13 protein-coding genes are annotated in these 19,079 nt (G+C 73.5%); 4 read left to right on the top strand and 9 right to left on the bottom strand.

Going from position 1 to position 19,079, the window contains the following annotated elements; translation table 11 throughout:
• Positions 1-24 precede the first annotated feature (24 nt).
• The gene (locus CUC05_RS25975) at positions 25-3,339 is read left to right on the top strand and encodes a S8 family serine peptidase (RefSeq protein ID WP_108668051.1); all 3,315 of its coding nucleotides are present in this window, start codon (positions 25-27) and stop codon (positions 3,337-3,339) included.
• 90 nt (positions 3,340-3,429) lie between these two features.
• Here CUC05_RS25975 and CUC05_RS20780 read toward each other — a convergent pair whose 3' ends face one another.
• From CUC05_RS20780 to CUC05_RS20750, 7 genes are all read right to left on the bottom strand, one after another.
• Positions 3,430-4,641 (bottom strand): fasciclin domain-containing protein, encoded by a 1,212-nt coding sequence (locus CUC05_RS20780; RefSeq protein ID WP_170128076.1) that lies wholly within the window; start codon positions 4,639-4,641, stop codon positions 3,430-3,432.
• 170 nt (positions 4,642-4,811) lie between these two features.
• Positions 4,812-5,891 carry an alanine/ornithine racemase family PLP-dependent enzyme gene (locus tag CUC05_RS20775; protein WP_108668049.1) on the bottom strand — a complete coding sequence of 360 codons (1,080 nt, stop codon included), beginning with the start codon at positions 5,889-5,891 and terminating at the stop codon, positions 4,812-4,814.
• Positions 5,888-7,006 carry an N-acetyltransferase DgcN family protein gene (locus CUC05_RS20770; RefSeq protein ID WP_108668048.1) on the bottom strand — a complete coding sequence of 373 codons (1,119 nt, stop codon included), beginning with the start codon at positions 7,004-7,006 and terminating at the stop codon, positions 5,888-5,890. Before CUC05_RS20770 ends, CUC05_RS20775 begins: the two co-directional genes overlap by 4 nt.
• Before the next feature lie 147 nt (positions 7,007-7,153).
• Complete coding sequence (locus tag CUC05_RS20765) at positions 7,154-8,305, bottom strand: fasciclin domain-containing protein (protein ID WP_108668047.1); 1,152 nt, start codon at positions 8,303-8,305, stop codon at positions 7,154-7,156.
• A 116-nt stretch (positions 8,306-8,421) separates the two neighbouring features.
• On the bottom strand, positions 8,422-10,134 hold the full coding sequence (locus tag CUC05_RS20760) for a molybdopterin-dependent oxidoreductase (RefSeq protein ID WP_108668046.1): 1,713 nt from the start codon (positions 10,132-10,134) through the stop codon (positions 8,422-8,424).
• Between the two features lie 69 nt (positions 10,135-10,203).
• The gene (locus CUC05_RS20755) at positions 10,204-11,040 is read right to left on the bottom strand and encodes a BUD32 family EKC/KEOPS complex subunit (protein ID WP_108668045.1); all 837 of its coding nucleotides are present in this window, start codon (positions 11,038-11,040) and stop codon (positions 10,204-10,206) included.
• On the bottom strand, positions 11,030-12,904 hold the full coding sequence (locus CUC05_RS20750; RefSeq protein WP_108668044.1) for a serine/threonine protein kinase: 1,875 nt from the start codon (positions 12,902-12,904) through the stop codon (positions 11,030-11,032). The genes CUC05_RS20755 and CUC05_RS20750 overlap by 11 nt, the downstream gene beginning before the upstream one ends.
• Before the next feature lie 116 nt (positions 12,905-13,020).
• Between CUC05_RS20750 and CUC05_RS20745 the strand changes: the two genes are divergently transcribed.
• A complete protein-coding gene (locus CUC05_RS20745) occupies positions 13,021-13,956 on the top strand; it encodes an MBL fold metallo-hydrolase (protein ID WP_108668043.1) in 936 nt (311 codons plus the stop codon).
• Positions 13,956-15,512: a cell wall-binding repeat-containing protein gene (locus tag CUC05_RS20740; RefSeq protein ID WP_108668042.1), complete on the top strand. Its 1,557-nt coding sequence runs from the start codon at positions 13,956-13,958 to the stop codon at positions 15,510-15,512. Before CUC05_RS20745 ends, CUC05_RS20740 begins: the two co-directional genes overlap by 1 nt.
• Here CUC05_RS20740 and yczE read toward each other — a convergent pair.
• Positions 15,493-16,257, bottom strand: a complete 765-nt coding sequence (gene yczE / locus CUC05_RS20735) for a membrane protein YczE (RefSeq protein ID WP_205712467.1) — start codon at positions 16,255-16,257, stop codon at positions 15,493-15,495. The genes CUC05_RS20740 and yczE overlap by 20 nt on opposite strands.
• Before the next feature lie 63 nt (positions 16,258-16,320).
• On the opposite strand from yczE, the gene CUC05_RS20730 reads away from it, so the two are divergent.
• Positions 16,321-17,286, top strand: coding sequence for a M15 family metallopeptidase (locus CUC05_RS20730; RefSeq protein WP_205712466.1), 966 nt, complete (start codon positions 16,321-16,323; stop codon positions 17,284-17,286).
• Positions 17,287-17,330: 44 nt separating this feature from the next.
• Here CUC05_RS20730 and CUC05_RS20725 read toward each other — a convergent pair whose 3' ends face one another.
• Positions 17,331-19,067 carry a hypothetical protein gene (locus CUC05_RS20725; RefSeq protein ID WP_108668041.1) on the bottom strand — a complete coding sequence of 579 codons (1,737 nt, stop codon included), beginning with the start codon at positions 19,065-19,067 and terminating at the stop codon, positions 17,331-17,333.
• Positions 19,068-19,079 lie beyond the last annotated feature (12 nt).

Raw genomic sequence — 19,079 nt, 5'->3', positions numbered from 1 at the left:
CCAACTACTGTCGGCGAGGTATCCGTGACGTTCGGAGAGATCACTTCGCTGCCCGAGCGCGTGGCCGATGATGGGTTCGTGTCGCGCACCTCCATCGCCCTGGCCTGGGTCCTCCTCACCGCCCTCGTGGCGCCGGCCGCCGCAAGTGCAGAGGACGGGATGGCCGGGGAGGGGGTCGAGGGCGTGATCGTGGTCCTCGACGGGTCGATGGACGGCGTCGACGAGGTCGTGGCCAACGCCGACGGGGAGATCGACGTCATCGCGCGGGACACCCTCGCGGTCGAGGTCGACGACCCGGCCCGCGCGATCGACGACCTGACCGGGGTGGAGGGCATCGCCCTGGTCGAACCCGACTGGCCAGTTCGGCTGGCTGCGGTGCCCGCACCCGACGATCCGCGGTTCGGTGACCAGTGGGGGCTGCACAACACCGGCCAGGACGGCGGCACCCCGGGGGTCGACGTCGATGCGCTGGAGGCCTGGGACCTGCTGACCACCGGCGTGCTCGTGCCCGAGGGCAGCAGCGGCCCGCTGGGCAACGACGTGGTCGTCGCCATCTCCGACAGCGGCGTCGATGCGTCCCACCCCGACCTCGTCGACCGGATGTGGCGCTCGACCGGGCAGCTGGCTGGCTGTCCCGATGGCAGCGTCGGCTACGACTGGATCGACGACGGCTGCGCCGCCCCGGCCGCCAACGGCGACGGGCAGGGCCACGGCACCCACGTGGCCGGGATCGTGGCGGCCGCCGTCGGCAATGCCGTCGGCACGGCAGGGCTTGCGCCGCACGCGAGGTTGCTCGACCTTCGCTTCCTCGACGCCGCCGGCAACGGCCTGACGTCGGATGCGGTGGCCGGGATCACCCTCGCCATCGACTTGGTCGAGGCGGGGGTGGACCTGCGGGTCATCAACGCCTCGTGGAGCGGCAACGGCTACTCCGCCGCCCTCGCCCGCGCCATCACCGACGCCGAGGCGGCCGGCATCCTCGTGGTGGCTGCCGCGGGGAACGAGGCGGTCGACAACGACACGACCCCGAGCTATCCGTGCGGCTACGCCGCCGCCAACGTCATCTGCGTCGGCGCGACCGACCGCCACGACGACGTGTCGACGTTCAGCAACCGCGGTGCGGTCAGCGTCGACCTCGGCGCCCCGGGCACCCTCATCCGATCGACCGCCCGCGGTGGGGGGACGACGGTGCTGAACGGCACGTCGATGGCCGCCCCGCTCGTCGCCGCCGCCGGTGCGCTGCTCGCCGGCTGCGGGGTCGACCCGGCCGGTATCCGCAGCGCCGTCCTCGACGGCGTGGCACCCGTCGCGGATCAGGCCGGTGCCTGGGTGACCGGCGGGCGGCTCGACGTGGCCGAGTCCGTCCGCATCGCCGGCTGCGACGGCAGCCGCATCACTGCACCCGGCATCCCCGGTCCGTCGTTCGTCGGAGGGACCAGCGACATCGTGACGTGGCAGCCGGGCGGTGGCGACCGGTTCGACCTCGAACGTGCGCCGGTCGGCGGCAGCACCTGGACCCCCGTCGCGACGGGGCTGACCGAACCCACCGCTGACCTGTCCGCCCTCCCCGAGGGACGCCTGGCCCTGCGGGTCCGCGGCACGCTGGCGGCGACGGGCGCGACCGCGCTGTCACCGGTGGCCAGCCCGGTGGTCATCGACCGGACCGCCCCGCTGGCCCCGCGGATCGACTTCGACCACGCCGGCGTCCCCGTCGACGGCACCACCTGGTACCCGGCGGGCACGACCATGCACGTGGAGGCCACCGACCGCCTCGCGCCCGACGGGTCCGCCGGCAGCGGCGTCGTCCCGCAGGACGTCCTCCTCGACACCCACGGTCCGGTGGCGGCGGTGCAGGTCACCGACCGGGCGGGCAACACCTCGCCGACCACCGACCCCGATGCGACGGTCGATGCAACCGCGCCGCAGGTGGAGGTGGTCGGCTGCCCCACGACCGACGTGGAGGCAGGTGACGTCGTCACGGTGATGGTGACGGCCAGCGACGTCGGATCCGGGCTGGACGATGATCCGTCCGGCGAGCGCGTGCTGCCCACCGACGAGCCGGGGCCGCACGAGCTCGTGGTCGAGGCACGCGACCGCGTCGGGTCGACCACGACCGCGTCGTGCAGATGGACGGTGACCGGCTCCTCGGCGCCGCCCACCACGGACCCGCCCCCTCCGGCACCCGCGCCACCGCCCCCGGCACCCCCGCCCCCGGCACCCCCGCCCGCTGGCGGCGGGACACCCCCCGCACCCACCCCGGTCGAGGAGCCCACCGACGAGCCCACCGAGGAGCCCGTCGAGTCGCCGACGGCGCCACCCGCCGAACCGACCGCGACGGGCACCGTCGAGCGGCTCGACGACCCGTCCCCGGGTGCGGCCGCGACCCGCATCTCCCGGATCCGCTTCGACGACGCCGACGCCACCCGGGCCGCCGACGACGCCGACACGAGCCGGGCCGCCGGTGACCGCCGCCTCGCACGCCATGCCGTCCTCGTCCGCGACGATGCCTTCCCCGACGCGCTGGCCGGCGCGTCCCTGAGCGGCGACGGGCCGTTGCTGCTGACCGACGGCACGACCCTGTCGACGGAGACGGGCGAGGAGCTGCGACGGGTCCTGCCGGCCGGCGCGACCGTCCACCTCCTGGGTGGCGTCGGGGCCCTGTCGGAGGACGTCGAGGCCGCGGTCGTCGCGCTCGGCTTCGTGCCGGTCAGGCTCGCGGGTGCGACGCGGGTCGAGACGGCCATCGCCGTCGCCGACGAGGTGCGGGCCCGCGGCAGCACCTCCGACCGCGTCATGCTTGCCCGCGCCGACGGCCCCGCCGACAACCCCACCGCCGCCTGGGCCGACGCCGTCAGCGGCGGGGCGCACGGGGCCAGGACCGCCACGCCGGTGTTGCTGAGCCACACGGCCGACCCGCACCCAGCCGTCGTGGACTGGCTGACCGCGCACGATGCGGCGCCCGTCCTGCTGGGCGGCACCGCAGCGCTGTCCGACGCCTACGACCGGTTGCCCGGTGCCACACGCGTCGAGGGGTCGGACCGGACCTCGACGGCCGTTGCGGTGGGGGAGCGGCTCTGGGGCCTGTCGAGTCCGTTCGCCGCCGCGACCGTGATCAACGGCTGGGACACCGACGGCTGGGCCCGCGGGCTGGCTGCTGCCGGACTGGCGGCCGACCGCGATGCGCCGCTGGTCCTCGTCGGCGACGACGTCCTGCCGGCGGCCACCGCAACCGCCACCCGCTGTGCGGCGGTCGTCCTCGTCGGCGGGACCGACACGATCACGACGGGGGTGGAGGAGTCGATGCGCAGCGCCTGTCCGGATGGATCGCCCTCTCGATGAGAGAAGGGCAGCCCACACCACGGGCGGGAACGCAGGAGGGCCGGTCGTCCACGAGGACGACCGGCCCGGTTTCCCTGGAAGGACTGGTGACTAGCTGCTGGGCAGCAGCACGGAGTCGATCAGGTGCACGGTGGCGTTGGCGGTCTGGATGTCAGGGACGACGATCTCGGCCTGGCCAGCGACGGTCGTGCCATCGATGGTGATGGTCTCGCCGGTGAAGGTCTCGTACTCACCGGACAGGTCGGCGGAGGCGATGCGCTCGCCGACGATGACGTGCAGGCCCAGGACCTGGGTCAGCAGACCGGACGGGTCGTCCAGCGCTGCCTGCAGGGTGTCGGCGTCCAGCGCGGCGAAGGCGCAGTCGGTGGGGGCGAAGACCGTGAGGGCCTCGGCGGAGTTGAGGGTGTCGCCCAGGCCAGCGGCACCGACGGCGGTGACCAGGGTGGTCAGGACCGGGTTGTTGGATGCGGCGGTGGCGACGGGGTCGTCGGCCATGCCCTCGAGGGTGCCCTCGGACTGGCCGCCCTGGACGGCGGCGACGATGGCGTCGGTGTCGCAGACGGTGGTCGAGTCCGCAGCAGCGGCGTCGGTGGTCTCCTCGGTCATGGCCTCGTCGGTCATGGCGTCGTCGGTCATGGCCTCGTCACCAGCAGCGCCGGAGACGCTCGGCGGCACCAGGACGGTGTCGATGAGGTGCACGGTGGCGTTGGCGGTCTGGATGTCGGGGACGACGATCTCGGCCTGGCCAGCGACGGAGGTGCCATCGATGGTGATGGTCTCGCCGGTGAAGGTCTCGTACTCACCGGACAGGTCGGCGGAGGCGATCTGCTCGCCGGCGATGACGTGGAAGCCGAGGACGGTGGTCAGCAGGCCGGTCGGGTCGGCCAGGGCGGCCTCGAGGGTGGCCTGGTCGAAGTTGGCGAAGGCGCAGTCGGTGGGGGCGAAGACCGTGAGGGCCTCGGCGGAGTTGAGGGTGTCCACCAGGCCGGCCTCGGAGACGGCGGTGACCAGGGTGGTCAGGACCGGGTTGGAGGAGGCGGCGGTACCGACCGGGTCGTCGGCCATGCCGGCGAGCGTCCCGTCCTCGGGGCCACTCTCGACCGCGGCGACCAGGCCGTCGGCGTCACAGATCGTGGAGGAGTCGGCCGCGGTGGCCTCCTCGGTCATCTCCTCGTCCATGGCCGCTTCGGTGGCCGTCTCGGATGCGCCGGTGGCGGTCTCGTCGGCGGAGTCGTCTGCTGCACAGGCTGCGGCGACCACGGCAAGGACCATGACCAGGAGCAGCGTGCGGAGCTTGAGCATCGAACGCATGTTGCGTTGCCTTTCATCGGGTGAGGGCGCAGCAGGAGCCGGCCCGTTCGGGGATCTGGCGGCAGGCGGTGCGCAGCCGGGAAGGGCGTTGCGCTGGCGGCGCCTGACACCACTGGTTCGGACACGGCCCGGGGGAGGATTGGTCGGCCCCCGGATTTCTTCTACTGCGCTCGGAGGAGGGATCGGCGGACGAAGCACCTGGCCACGAACGGCGAGGTCATCGCTCGGACCAGCGCGCCGTAGCCGAGCCCGAACGACAGCTGGCGTCCCACTGCCAGGGGACGGGCGGTTTGCACCAGCAGGTGGTCGCTGCTGCAGCCGATGATGGCCACGCCGTCGGGCGGGACCAACCCCTCCGGATCGATGTCCTGTCGACCGATCGCGAGGATCGACTGGGCGATCGGCCCTCGGTCCAGCGGCGCCGTGCCGGGACCGTTGGCCGTCTCCCCCAGTCGTCCCCACGGCGCCGACGGCTTCGTGCCCGACTCGATGACTTCGGCGACCAGCACGAACGCGTCCTGGTGGAGTCCGGCGATGGCGGTCCGGTCCAGCGGGTCACGTCCGAGCAGGAGCGCCTCGCCGAGCCGCAGGTCGTTGACCCGTCCCACATCAGGCGCCCGGAGGGCCCAGGAGAGGTTGGCGGAGTTGCCACCGGACACGACGGCCAGGGGCCGTCCGAGGGTGGTCTCGCAGTCGCCGACCAGCCGGTCGAGCACCGCCATGTTCACCTCGTCGGGAACCACCCCGTTGCGGCAGGCGAGGTTCGCGCCGAGGCCACGCACGTCGAGGTGCGGCAACGACATCACCCGCCCGAGGACCGCTGGCAGGTCCTCGGGCATGACCCCCTCCCGGAGGTCGCCGAGCTCGACCATGAGGATCACCCCGTGATGTCGTCCTGCACGTCCGGCCGCCTCCGACAGACACGCCAGGACCACCGGTTCGGTGTTGCAGCTCTGATCGGCCCACGCCACGACCTGCGCGGCTTCGCTGATCATCGGGGTGCGCAGCTGGGTCGCGGGGGCGGTCACGCCGGCCATCCGCATCGTCGCCAGCGTGGCGATCCGGGAGTCCCCGACCCCCTGTGCGCCGCCGGCCAGCATCGCCGTCACGATCGGCAGGTTCCCTCGCACGGCCTTCGTCACCGCAGTCACCCCGATGCCGCGACCCTGGAGGCGACCGGCCAGCGATGCGGTGTTGTCCTCGATGTGGGCCAGGTCGATCTCCAGCCGCGGGGCCCTCACCCGGTCCCGGCTGGCACCCGTGGTCGGAGGGTCGGGAAGGCGGTGACGACCATGGCGACCAGGTCTGCCACCGGACGCGTCAGGGCATCGGTGACCGGCACCGAGAGCTGGTGTTCGAGGTCACTGATCGCGGCGCTGACCTCGTCCTCCGACAGGTGTTCGTGATTGATGGTCACCCCGATCACGCTGGTGTCGGCGAACGCGTGGATCAACGCGATCTCGCTGGCCGGCGTCGGCATGTCGACGTCGGGGAAGTCGCTGAGGACCGTGCGGCCCGGGGCGTGCTGCAGGATCACCCCGTCCGGACGGCTGCCACGCAGGACGATCGTGGAGCTGATGTAGGCCGGGTGGCTCAGCGCCCCCTGCCCCTCGACGACGATCACGTCCGGGGCGGCGGAGGAGAAGGCGTCCAGCACGACACCCTCCATCTCCCCGATCCCGAACTGAGCCGGGATGGCGTCCAGCGCGATCCCGAAGCGGGCGCCCTGGATCAGGCCCGTCTGACCGGTGCTGACCATCACCGCGTTGATGCCTGCGGCGCGGAGGGCGTCGACCAGGATCGTCGCCGTGGTCCGCTTGCCGATCGCCCCGTCGGTGCCGAGGACCGCGATCACCGGACAGGTGACCTCCCTGATCCGGCCGGTGAACATCCGCAGGTCCTTGGTCGCCCGCGGCCGGCGAATGTCACGGATCTCAACCTCGTTGGCGATGGCGGCGCCCGCGAACTCGGGGTCGTCGTTGAGGAACTCGTGCAGGCCGTTGACCAGGTCGAGCCCGGCGGCGACGGCCGCCAGCAGCACCGTGCGGCTCGCGACGTCGAGCAGGCCGCTGGAGGGGGCGACTCCGATGATCATCGCGTCGGGACGTGTCCCCGTCCGAGCCTGCGCCTGGTCCAGCGCCGCCTGCAACGAGGCGACGACGGGGATGCCGTTGGGGATGCCGTCCAGCACCGTGCCGGTGTCGGCGCCGGCCTGCTGGCTGTCGATGACGCTCAGCACCTCGTAGGTCTCGCTGTGGCGGACGAGGCCGTTGGCGGTCTTGCCGTCGATGTCACCGAAACGGTGGTCGCAGTAGACGACGGCGGTGGGTCTGGGCAGGGGTGTGGACGTGGACACGCTGGCTCCTCGGCTCGAGAGCGCGGAGGCGACAGGATCGAGACAGCCAGATGTGGCCGAAGGTCAGCGAGGAGTCTCCACTGGGGGAACAGCCAACTGTAGCCGCTCGTCGGTCCGCCCGACGGCCGGCTTGCGCAGCGGCGCCGGTCAGCCGGCAGGCAGCAGGACGCGGTCGATGAGGTGGACCGTCGCGTTGGCGGTCTGGATGTTCGGCACGACGATCCGTGCCTGTCCGTTGAGGGTGACGACGTTGTCCTCGACGGTGTAGGGCAGCCGTGGCCCCGCCGCCGTGGGCAGCTCTCCGCCGTCGAGCTGGTCGAACGTCAGCCGGCCGGGCACGACGTGGAACTGCAGGATCCGTGCCAGCAGGCCGTCGGGGTCGGCCATCGCCGCCTGAAGGGTCGAGGGGTCGAGCATGGCGAACGCGCAGTCGGTTGGGGCGAACACCGTCAGCGCGTCGGCGCTGTTGAGGGAGTCGACCAGGTCGGCGCCCACGATCGCCTCGACCAGGGTGGTCAGCACCGGGTTGCTGGACGCGGCCACTGCCACGGGGTCGTCGGCCATCCCCACGATGGTGCCGTCGACCGGCCCGGCGTTGATCGCCGCGGTCAGGGCCGCGGTGTCGCAGGCCGTGGTCGAGTCCGGCGGTCCGGTCTCCACGGCCTCGACCTGCACTGGGCCCTGGACGCCGTCGGGCACGATGACGTGGTCCACCAGGTGGATCGTGGCGTTGGCCGTCTGGATGTCAGCCACCTGCACCGTGGCCTGGCCGGCCAGCACGATCCGGTCCCCCTCGCGGGTGTAGGGGATGGTGCGCCCCGTGAATGTCGTCAGCTCACCGCCGGTCAGCTCGGCGGATCCCAGCCGTTCGCCCGGAACGATGTGGGCGCCGAGGATCTGGGTCAGCAGGCCAGCGGGGTCGGCCAGGGCGGCGTCGCGCAGCTCGGGGTCCAGCATCTCGAACGCGCAGTCGGTCGGCGCGAAGACCGTCACGGCCTCGGCGTTCTCCAGCGTGTCGGTCAGCTTGGCGGTCGCGGCGGCGGCCACGGCCCGGGACAGGACGGGGTTGGCCATCGCTGCCGTGATGACGGGTACCTCCGCCATGGCCTCGCGGCTGCCGTCCTCGTCGGCCAGCGCGATGGCGGACTCCACCCCCTCGGTGGTGCAGACCGTCGTGCTGTCCACCACCGCGGTTCCCGCGGGCTGCAGCGGTGTCTCGGCAGGCGACGAGCACGCCGCCAGGAGCACCATCCCCACCAGGAGGATCAGTCGCAGACGCGGGTGGGGGGTGGGGGACATGTGCGCTCGGGGGTCGGGGGCGCCTCGCGGGGACTGCCGCGGGGGAGAGGGGAATGGTCGGCGCCCGGACGCCGGTGCACAAGTCCGCGGCCCGGCCGCCGTGGCGCCCCGTCGGGTCAGGCCCCCTCGGCCACGGTGACCAGCAACGTCATCCAGCCGGACGCGCCGTTGGGGAACGGCGGCTGACGCTCCTCGGTCTGCACCTCACCGTTGGCGTTCGTGGCGCGGACCGTCAGGCGATGCGAGCCGGGGGTCGCGTCGGGCCAGGCCCAGCGCCACTGCCGCCACGTGTCGGCGTTGGCCTCCACGGCCAGGTCCGCCTCGTTCCACTCGCCGTCGTCGACGCGGATCTCCACCTTCTGGATGCCGACGGTCTGGTCCCAGGCGACACCGGCGACGACGACCTCGCCGGGTGCGACACGCTCCAGCGGGGCGGGCACGTCGATACGGGACTGCGTCTTGATCGGGGCCCGTTCGTCCCAGCCACGCTGGACCCAGTACATGTCGAAGTCGTCGAACGTGGTCAGCTCGATCTCGGTCAGCCACTTGGTCGCCGAGACGTAGCCGTACAGGCCGGGCACGACGAGCCGGGCGGGGAAGCCACGGTCGGCCGGGAGGGGCTGGCCGTTCATCAGCAGCGCCACGATGGCGTTGCGTCCGTCGGTCGCCACGTCGACGGGGAACCCGCCGGTCCAGTCGTCGACCGAGCGGCCCACGACCTGGTCGGCGCCCGACTGCACCCCCGCCTCTGCCAGCAGGTTGGCCAGCGGCACGCCGGTCCACCGGGCGCTGGACACCAGGTCACCGCCGACCTCGTTGGACACGCAGGTGAGGGTGATGTCGGCCTCCATCAGGTCGGGACGGCGCAGCAGCTCCTCGTAGCCGTACTCGACCTCGCGGTCGACCATGCCGTGGATCCGCAGGGACCATCCGTCGGGGTCCACGCGGGGGACGACGAGGGCGGCGTCGACCCGGTAGAACTCCTCCTCGGGGGTGACGAAGGGCGCGAGGCCGTCGATGCCGAAGTCGACCCCGTCGGGCAGCGGCGGCAGCGGGCTGTCGACCTGGCCGAGCGCCCGTTCGGTGGCGCTGCCGACGGCGTCGGGGCTGGCGCCGGTGGCGCCGGCGATCTCGCTCGCGATGGACGCACGGGCGGCTTCGACGGCCTGCCCCTGGCGGCCGGCGAGGGTGCGGCCCCCGACGGCAGCGGCGGCCGAGGCCAGGGCGATGCCACCCGCCAGGCCGAGGAACGCCCGCCGGTCGGCAGCGCCGGCGCGCATGCCGGCGGATCGGTCGACGGCCGGGGCGACGCGGTCCGCAGCCGTGCCGTCGGGTGCCGTGTCGTCGGTCATCCGGTCGTCGGCTGGGGTACCGGCAGACGCCGTCGTCGCCGGGGTTGCCGCTGCGGCGCGCCGGGTCAGGAGCGCCAGGACGGCGACGCCGACCACGGCGGTGACCACGCTGGGCACCCCGTCCACGGCGGTGGTCTGGAAGGCGGTTGCGGCCACCCCGACAAGGCCGAGCGCGACGACACCGGCAGCGGCAACGCGGAACCGGGTGCGTGCGACGGCACCCAGCACGCACCCGAGGAGCAGGACCAGCGCGAGGGTGCCGCCGATGAGGGCCGGTTTGTCGTTGCTGCCCAGGTTCTCGATGGCCCAGCGCTCGACCGGCCCCGGGACGAGGTCGATCACCGACAGGCCCACCGCCTCGACGGGCGAGGTCCAGCCCGGGACGAGCCCGGCTGCCAGCTCACCGGCGGCAAGGGCCGCGACGGTGGCGAGCAACCCGGAGAGGACGGCGGAACGGCGTGGGGTCAGGAGGTGCATGTCCCCACCAGTTCGTCACCGATCGTCGCGCGGATGGCCGTCGGTTCGGGTCCGGCCGCCCCCGAACGCTCAGAGCTCGTCGATCGCCCAGTCCAGCGCGGTCCGGGCGAGGGAAGCCTGCGTGGCACGGACCGTCGCACCCCCGGGGCCCGGCCATGCGGGCCTCGCCGCCGCCGCGAGCAGCAGACCAGCCGTCTTGGCGAGCCAGCCCCCGACGTCGTCGACGGGTGGGACCTCCCGTCGTCCGTCGGTGTGGGCCAGGTCGACGGCGATCGACAGCCTGTCGACGTCGGCGTTGCCGACGAACGCGTCGGACCAGTCCACGACCGTGACCCGTCGACCCTCGGCATGCACGTTGCCGCTGCCGAGGTCGCCGTGCACCAGCGAGTGCCCCGCGATCGACACGCGGCTGGCGGCCTCCTGCAGGGCGTCGTGGTGGCCGCGGGTGTCCTCGGTGGTGATCAGGCCCTGCCAGGGGTCGATGTCGGCGACCTCGGGCAACCAGGGTGGGGGCGGCAACGCCGACAGCGCCGCCACCGCCGCCCACACGGGCTTCATCCGCTTGGGCCACGGGGGTGTCCAGCCCGCGTCGGACAGGCGGGCCTGGACCATCCAGGGGATCTCGTCGGTGGGATCGCCCGCCAGCACCGTCGGCAACGACCGATGCTCCAGCGTCATCAGCAACGCGACCTCGGCGCCAACGGCCTCGCCGGCCTCGGGGGACCCGTCTCCGGCCTTGACGAACACCGGACCGACCCCGGCGACATGGGCCACCATGCGCACCCCGGGTGCCGTGCCGTCGATGGGCCTGATGTCGCCGCCCAGCGGGCCCAGCTCGCCTTCGATGCGCCGCAGGACACGGTGCAGCGCCTCACGTCGGACGGCGTCGCCCGGTTCAGCAGCCATACGGGCTGCCGTCCAGTGCATCGACGTCATCGACCAACCAGCGACCGTCGACCTCGACCATCCGCCAGCGGAGCCGCCAGTCCGAGCAGGTCTGCCCGTCCGGTCCCCACTCCGCGGCCTGCAACGAGCGGAACGAGATCGTCGTGTCCAGCCCGCCGCCGGTCGCCGTGACGACCTCGACCACCGGAGAGAGGATCGTGCTGGTCTGGTTGCCATCGCTGAACTGCGTGAACCCGACCTGCTGCTGCAGGCCCACCGTGTAGGCGTCGAAGGCCAGCGCGTAGTCGCCGACGTTGATGCCGTCGTGCCACTGCTGGAGCGTCGAGGCGACGGCCGGGCCCTGCGGGTGGTCGGCCAGCAGGATCACATCGGGGGCGGGCGGTGCCGGTGGCGCCGGTGGGATGGTGGGTGCGGCCGTCGGGTCGGACGTCGGTTCGGTCGTCGCCCCCGGTGGGGCAGGTGCCGGCGGGATGGTCGGCGTCGGCGTGGCCACGGGCTCGATGGTGGGATCGGGGTCGGCCGCCGATGCGCCGACCGCCGGCGTGGCCGTGGGGGTCGTCGGGTCGGCCACGGCGACCTCGGTGTCGTCGCCGCCCAGCTGCAGCCAGGCGAACGCGCCGCCGGCCAGGACGACGAGGCCGACCAGCAGGCCGATCAGGACTGCCCCCGTCGTGGACCGGCCGCGTCCGGGCTGCGACGGCGGGGGGCTGTGGACCGGCGTGGCCTGGGGGTAGTGGGTCGCCTGGCCACTGGCTGCGGGGTGGGTCGGCCACGACTGCGTTGGGGTTCGCTGGCCCCCGGACGAGCCCCCGTGGTCCAGTGGCGTTGTTGGCGTCAGCGCCGGCGCCGACCCCAGCGGGGCCGTCGGTCGGGCGGCGGCGTCCGCCTGCTCCGCGCCCGTCACATCCGCGACGGGTTCGTCGGTGTGCAGCGGGGTGCCCAGGACCACGCCGGGCAGCGCCAGGGTGCGCTCGGCGGCCCGTCCGGCGTCGATCGCCTCGGGCAGGGTCATCCGGGTGGGCGGCAGCCCGGTGGCGCGCTGGGCGTCCTGCAGCTGCTGGCCGAACGCGATCGCGTTGGGTGTCCGCTGGGTCGGGTCCTTCGCGAGGGCCCGGTCGATCGCCTCGGCGAGGGGCTGGGGGATGCCTTCGGCAGCCAGGTCCGGCGGGTCCTCGCGAACCATGCGCGCGATGACCTGTGCCACCGACTCGTCCCCCGGGCGCACGAACGGCGGGTGGCCGGTCAGCAGCGCGAAGAGGGTGGCCCCGAGGGCGAAGACGTCGGTTCGTTCGTCGGGACGCGCCCCGTCCAGCACCTCAGGCGGCGAGAAGGCAACCGTCATCGTCATCTGCCCGGTGCTGGTCAGCGTGGCGGTGTCCGGGCCGGTCACCGAGGCGATGCCGAAGTCGGTCAGCACCGGTGACCCGAAGTCGTCGAGCAGGACGTTGTCGGGCTTGACGTCGCGGTGGACGATCCCCGCCGCGTGGGCGGTGGCCAGCGCCCCCGCGAGGCTGACCCCGATGTCGGCCACGTCCTGCCACGGCAGGGGTCCGGACCGCTCCAGGCGGTCGCCGAGGGACCCTCGTTCGTGGAAGGCCATCACGAGGTACGGCCGGTTGTCGTCGGTGAAGCCCGCCTGGTGCAGCGTGACGATGTGTGGATGGCTGGACAGCTGGCCGGTCGTGGCCGTCTCGCGCTCGAAGCGACGGCGCGCCCGATCGTCGAGCCGGCTGGACGCGCCCGTCAGGACCTTGATGGCGACGTCGCGTCCGAACCCCTGCTGCGGAGCTCGGTAGACCACGCCGAACCCACCCCGACCGATCTCGGCGAGGTCGTCGAACCCGGGCACGCTGGTGTCGGACATCGAGCACAGGCTAGAGGCCACGTCGTCCTCGACGGGTACCCGGGCCGCGACCGGAGGCGCTTCGTAAGGAACGACGGTCGGTCGGGCGCAGGCGCAGTGCGTCTACGGTTGTGCGGATGACCCGCGAACTCGTCGTCCTCGGGACGGCCAGCCAGGCACCCACCCGCGACCGCAACCACAACGGGTACCTGCTGCGCTGGGACGACCTCGGGCTGTTGTTCGACCCGGGTGAGGGCACTCAGCGCCAGATGCTGCTGGCCGACGTGCGGACATCGATGATCAGCCACGTCCTGATCACCCACGAGCACGGCGACCACTGCCTGGGCCTGCCCGGCGTGATGCAGCGGATGGTCCTCGAGCAACGTCGCGACCCCGTCGTGCTCGTCCACCCCGAGGCCGCCGGGCCGTACATCGACCGGCTGCTCGGGGTCGGGTTGTACGACGGCGGTCCCGACATCCTGCGTGTGGCGGTCCCCACCGACGGGGCCGTGCTGGGCCTGGGCGACGGTCGCAGCCTCGTGGCCACCCCGCTGGACCATCGCGTCCCGGCGATCGGCTATCGCGTGCAGGAACCCACGACCACACGCTTCGTCCCTGCCCTGCTGGAACGTACGGGGTTGTCGGGACCCATCGTCGGCCGGCTCCAGGCAGAGGGTCGCGTGCACGTCGACGGTCGGGTCGTCCACCTCGACGACGTCAGCGAGCAGGTGATCGGCCAGTCGATGGCCTTCGTGATGGACACGCGGGTGTGCGACGCCGCCGCCGAGCTGCTGGCCGACGTCGACCTCGGCGTGGTGGAGGCCACGTTCCGCCTGGGCGATGAGGAGCTGGCCGCCCGGTACGGCCACATGACCGCCGACCAGGCCGGTCGGCTGGCCGCCGCCGCGGGCGTGCGCCGGCTCGTGGTCACCCACTTCTCCCAGCGGTACCCCGACACCGCGGGGTTCGGCCTCGAGGCCGGACGACACCACGACGACGTGATCGCGGCGGTTGACCTCGACCGCATCGCCGTGCCCGACCGGGTCGACGCGGTGGCCGGGGCGGAGGCCTGATGCCGCCGACGGCTCCGCCGGTGTCGCGCCTGCTGGTCGGGCTGCTGCTGGTCGGCCTCCTCGGCGGCGGCAGCGCGACCGCCGCGGTACAGCCCAGTGGTGATGCCGATCGGCCCGACGAGCTCGTCCAGCGGTTCGCGGGAGCCAACCGGGCAGAGACGGCCGCGATGGCCGCCCTCGACGGGTGGGTGGCGACTGACCGGGCAGTGCTCGTCGACGGCGCCGTCTGGACCGATGCGCTGGTCGGGGCCCATCTGGCTGCCCGGCTGGACGTCCCCGTCCTCGTGTCCGGTCCCTCCGTCCCCGTCGAGACGCTGGCGGTGGTCGAGCAGCTCGGGATCGAGGACGTGGTTGCGGTCGGCGACGTGGCCGTGCCCGAGGCGACGACGGTGCAGCGCCTGGTCGCCGGCGACCCGGCGGCGCTGGCGGCTGCCGCACTCGACCTCGTCCCGCCCGGCCCCGGGCAGCCCGTGGTGCTGGTGAGCGCAGCCAGCTTCGCCGATGCGCTCGCTGCGGCCAACCTGGCACCCGCCGGACTGCTGCTGACCGCGCCGGACGCGCTGGCATCCGCGGCGGACGCAGCGATCAGACGCCACGATCCGGCGACGGTCGTGCTCGTCGGTGGCACCGCTGCGCTCTCGGAGCAGGTGGCCGACGACGTCCGGACCCTCGACGTCGAGGTACGACGTGTGGCTGGCCCGACGCGGGTCGACACCGCCCTGGCGGCACAGCGGTCGGCCACCGACGAGGTGGTGCTGGCCAGCGCTGGCGGGTTCGCCGACGCGCTGGCCATGGTCCCGTGGACGGCCCGCCGTGCCGCCGGCCTGCTGCTGACCCCCCACGACGAGCTGCCCGGCGGCGTCGACGCGGCCCTGCGCGATGGCCCAGCCATGTCGGTCGTCGTGGCCGGCGGCACCGCGGTCGTGGGCAACTTCGTGGACCGGCAGGCCGCAGCCGCGGTGGCCGACCAGCCCACTCCCGGATTCGTCGGGGTCGTCCGGCCGCTCACCGACGCGGAGCGCACCGCCATGACCGGCGTCAGCTGGCACGAGGGCTGTCCGGTGCCGCTGGAGGACCTGGTCGCCATCGACATGGCCCACTGGGGAGCCGACGGCAACGTCGTCGATGACGGTCAGCTGGTCGTGCACCGGGACGTCGGGCCCGACGTCCTGGGGGTCATGGCGCTGGCGTTCGACGTCCGGTTCCCCCTCACCCGCGTCAGGCCCGTCCGGGAGTACGGCGGTGACGACGACGCCTCGATGGCCGCGGACAACACCTCGGCGTTCAACTGCCGGACGGTGTCCGGGACGTCGACCTGGTCAACCCACTCCTGGGGCACGGCGATCGACATCAACCCGGTGAGGAACCCGTGGGTGCGCGGCCAGCAGGTCGAACCGCCGGCGGGAGAGGCGTGGCTGGACCGGACCGACGTGCGCCCGGGCATGCTCGTCGAGGGTGGACCGATCGTCTCGGCCTTCGACGCGCTCGGGTGGGGCTGGGGTGGTCGCTGGACGAACAGCCGCGACTACCAGCACGTCAGCACGACGGGGCGCTGATCCGCTCGGGTCGACGCAGGCCCTGCTCGCGGACCCGCCGGTCCAGCGCGATGCCCACCTGGACGGCCGGGCCGATCAGGAGGGCGAAGGCGACGGTGCCCACGCCGAAGGTGCCGCCGAGGAACCAGCCGACGGTCAGCGCGGTCAGCTCGATGCCCCCACGCACCACGCCGACCGGCAGGCCGGTGCGGGCGTGCAGGCCGGTCATCAGGCCGTCGCGCGGCCCGGGACCGTGCGCGGTGCCCAGGTACAGCCCGCTGCCCAGGCCGATCAGGGCAAGGCCCGTCAGCAGCAGGCCGATGCGGCCGGCGACGGGGGCGACCTCGGGGACCAGGAGCAAGGTCGCGTCGATCGCGATCCCGATCACGACGATGTTGAGCAACGTGCCCAACCCGAGCCGGGTTCGCAGCGGGATCCAGATCAGCAGCAGGACGAAGCCGATGAGGATGCTCGCCACGCCGATCGACAGCGGTGTGTGGATGCTGACGCCCTCGGCGAAGACCGTCCACGGCGAGTTGCCCAGGTCCGACCGCACGATCAGGGCGTCGCCCGTGCCGAAGATCCACAGGCCCACGACGAGCCGGGCCAGTCGCGCGGGGGAGGTGCGCCACGCCGACAGCACGGTCGGTTCGGCAGCGGCCGACGAGGACGGGCGGTCGGTGACGGAGGCGGCGATGGGGGGAACGGCGGCGGTGGTCCGTGGATCCGGCACGGAAGGCCGGGTGCCGAGGGAGAAACGGCTCATCGTTCAGTGACGATACCGGCGAGTCGGCCGCCATTTCGCCGGCCACTCGGTACCGTCGATCGGGTGCGTATCTCCCGTTCGACGTCCCACGGCGCCCGTGCCGCGCTGCTGGGGACGCTGCTGCTCGTGGCCGTTGCCTGCACGTCCTCGCGCGCGTCGGACCCCATCGACGGGCTGGCCGGGGACACCCCGTCGGTGACGACCGTGCCCGTGCCGCCCATCCCGACCGCACCGGAGCCGGTTGTCCCCACCCCGGTGCCGTCCCCGTCCCCGTCGTCGGCCGTCGCCGCCGTGCCCGCACCGTCGGCCAGTCCGCTTCCCGACGGCGTGCACCGGCCCGAGTGGCTGCACACCCGGCCACTCGAGATCGGACCGGACGGGTGGGCGCTGCCGCAGGACACCCCCGCGGAGCTGGTCGACCGACGCATCCCCACCATCGACCTGCTGCCCCCGCCGCCTGACGACGACTTCGTCGCGAGCGTGCAGGAGGTGCCCGCGGACGTGGTCGCACGGTCGACCTGGACCGAGGAGTGCCCGGTCGGGCTGGACGAGCTGCGCTACGTCACCGTGTCCTTCTGGGGCTTCGACGACCGCCACCACACCGGCGAGCTGATCGTCAACGCCAGCTGGGCCGAGGAGCTCGTCGACGTCTTCCGGCAGCTGCACGCCATCCGCTACCCGATCGAGGAGATGCGCATCGTCTCGGCCGCCGAGCTGGAGGGACCCCCGACGGGGGACGGCAACGACACCACGGCGTTCGTCTGCCGCCCCGTCCGCGGCTCGTCGTCGTGGTCACAGCACGCCTACGGGCTGGCGGTCGACATCAACCCGTTCGTCAACCCCTACCAGCGGGGCGAGCGGATCCTCCCCGAGCTGGCCGGCGCCTACCTCGACCGTGACCACGTCCGGCCGGGCATGCTGGCCGAGGGCCACGTCGCGGTCGAGGCCTTCGACGCGCTCGGGTGGGGGTGGGGCGGCCGGTGGAACAGCCTGATCGACTGGATGCACTTCAGCGCCAACGGCCGGTGACGTCGACCGTCCGGCGGCCCGTGTCGCGTCCGCCGACCCGGAGCTCAGCCGACCAGGGTCCCGTAGTGGCCCAGCAGGTCCGGGGGGAGGAGGGTCGGTCCGCCCACCGCCCACCCCTCGTCGAACCCGTGGACCTCGAGGAACGCCGCGACCGCCGGGTCGGCGGTCGGGCCGACCAGCAGCAGCGGCGCGCCCAGCAGCCCGGCTGCAGCGGCGCCGGCCAGGCCGTCGAGGACCGTGTCGGTCGGCGCGACGACGACGGGGCCTGCTGACCCGGTGGCCGTGCGATCCGCGGCGGCCAGCGACAGCGAGGTCGCGTCGGCTGCGTCGATGCGTTCGACCTCGATGCCGCGGGACGCCACCGTCGCCAGGGAACCGTCGGCGACCGCCTCGCCCGTGCCGACGACGGTCACCCTCGTCGCGCCGTCGGCCTCGAGCAGGCTGATCACCTCGGCGGGCACGCCGGTCCCGTCCAGCAGCAGCAACGGCAGCCCGCTCGTCCCGGCGAGGGCGGCCGCAACCACCAGGGTGGACGCGTCGGCATCGGCAGCGCTGATGACCGCGCCGAACGAGGAGGCCGGCCCCCCGAGCTCGGCAAGGCGGACCGAAGCGGTGATCGGATCCCCGTCCACCATGCGGACGGCGAGCTCCCAGTCGTGGGCCATCCGGCGACAGCTGGCTGGCCAGCTGCCGACCAGCACCAACGTGCCGCGGCGGCGCAGGACCCGGTTGACCTCGGCCCGGGCGGGGCCGGCCAGGCAGGCGTCGGCGTCGGGTTCGGCCGCCAGCCACGCCGCGTCGGCGCGGGCGGCCATCGCGGCGGAGGCGGCGGCGACCGCGGGGTCGGCGCCGTCGACCACCACAGCCACGTCCCTGCTGTCGTCGGGGGACATCGCGAACGACGTCCTCGCCACGGTCTCCAGCCGGTCGGCACCGAACAGCGGACGCACCGTCGGGTAGATGGCGCGCAACCCCGCGAGGTCGCCGTCGCCGAGCGCCGTCTGGCACGCCCACGCCTGCCAGAACATGACCCGGCAGCGCAGGTCGTCGCTGCCCATGCCGTCCCGCCAGCAGTCGTCCGCGGCGTTGCAGAGGTGGGCCAGGCCCACGACGTGGCCCATCTCGTGGCGGATCGCACGGACCAGGTCGTCCCGCGACTCCACCCGCGGGCAGACACCGATGTCGGCTTCGAGGATCTGCGTCCCGAGCGCCCCGTAGCGACGCAGGCCGAGTCCGCCGTCGGTGAACAGGTAGGCGTTGGCGTTCGTGAGGCCCTCGCAGGACTGCTCGAGGAAGACCGTGGAGCGGCCGTCGGCCACCACCCGGCCGTCGGTCACGTACCCCTCGAACCACGACGCCCAGCGGGTGCCGGCGTGGCCGTCCCAGGCACGAACCCCCTCGTGCACCGCGGCCTCGTCGAACCGGGCGACCACGTCGTCGTGCAGGTGGTAGCGCCACGGCAGGGCGTTGTCGCCCATCAGCACCGGCGCGTCCATCACGATGCCGCTGACCCAGTCCGATCCGACCCGAACGAGCGGTGGGGTGTGCCGGTTCTCGCCGGGCGAGGTCGACGTCCGGGCAGGCCGTCCCGCCGGGGGGCCCGGGCGGGACACGGCACGCGCCCCCGGGTCCACCTCCGGCGGGTCCTGCAGCGGGACCACGGCCGTCGAGCCGGGCAGGTCGTGCGTGCCGTCGGGGTCGTCGCGCACGAGCAGCCAGCCGGTGCCCGCCACCAGCAGGACCACCACCGCCGCCGCCAGCGCTCGCCCGGGACCCGACACGCCGCCACGATA

The organism is Euzebya rosea (assembly GCF_003073135.1).
Classification (GTDB): Bacteria; Actinomycetota; Nitriliruptoria; order Euzebyales; family Euzebyaceae; genus Euzebya; species Euzebya rosea.
This window is presented reverse-complemented; position numbering and strand designations above follow the sequence as displayed.

Excerpts from the sequence above, each read along its gene's own strand:
- CUC05_RS20745 (WP_108668043.1), top strand. The coding sequence starts at position 13,021 with ATGACCCGCGAACTCGTCGTCCTCGGGACGGCCAGCCAGGCACCCACC.
- CUC05_RS20780 (WP_170128076.1), bottom strand. The coding sequence starts at position 4,641 with ATGCTCAAGCTCCGCACGCTGCTCCTGGTCATGGTCCTTGCCGTGGTC.
- CUC05_RS20750 (WP_108668044.1), bottom strand. The coding sequence starts at position 12,904 with ATGTCCGACACCAGCGTGCCCGGGTTCGACGACCTCGCCGAGATCGGT.
- CUC05_RS20755 (WP_108668045.1), bottom strand. The coding sequence starts at position 11,040 with ATGGCTGCTGAACCGGGCGACGCCGTCCGACGTGAGGCGCTGCACCGT.
- CUC05_RS20760 (WP_108668046.1), bottom strand. The coding sequence starts at position 10,134 with ATGCACCTCCTGACCCCACGCCGTTCCGCCGTCCTCTCCGGGTTGCTC.
- yczE (WP_205712467.1), bottom strand. The coding sequence starts at position 16,257 with ATGAGCCGTTTCTCCCTCGGCACCCGGCCTTCCGTGCCGGATCCACGG.
- CUC05_RS20765 (WP_108668047.1), bottom strand. The coding sequence starts at position 8,305 with ATGTCCCCCACCCCCCACCCGCGTCTGCGACTGATCCTCCTGGTGGGG.
- CUC05_RS20740 (WP_108668042.1), top strand. The coding sequence starts at position 13,956 with ATGCCGCCGACGGCTCCGCCGGTGTCGCGCCTGCTGGTCGGGCTGCTG.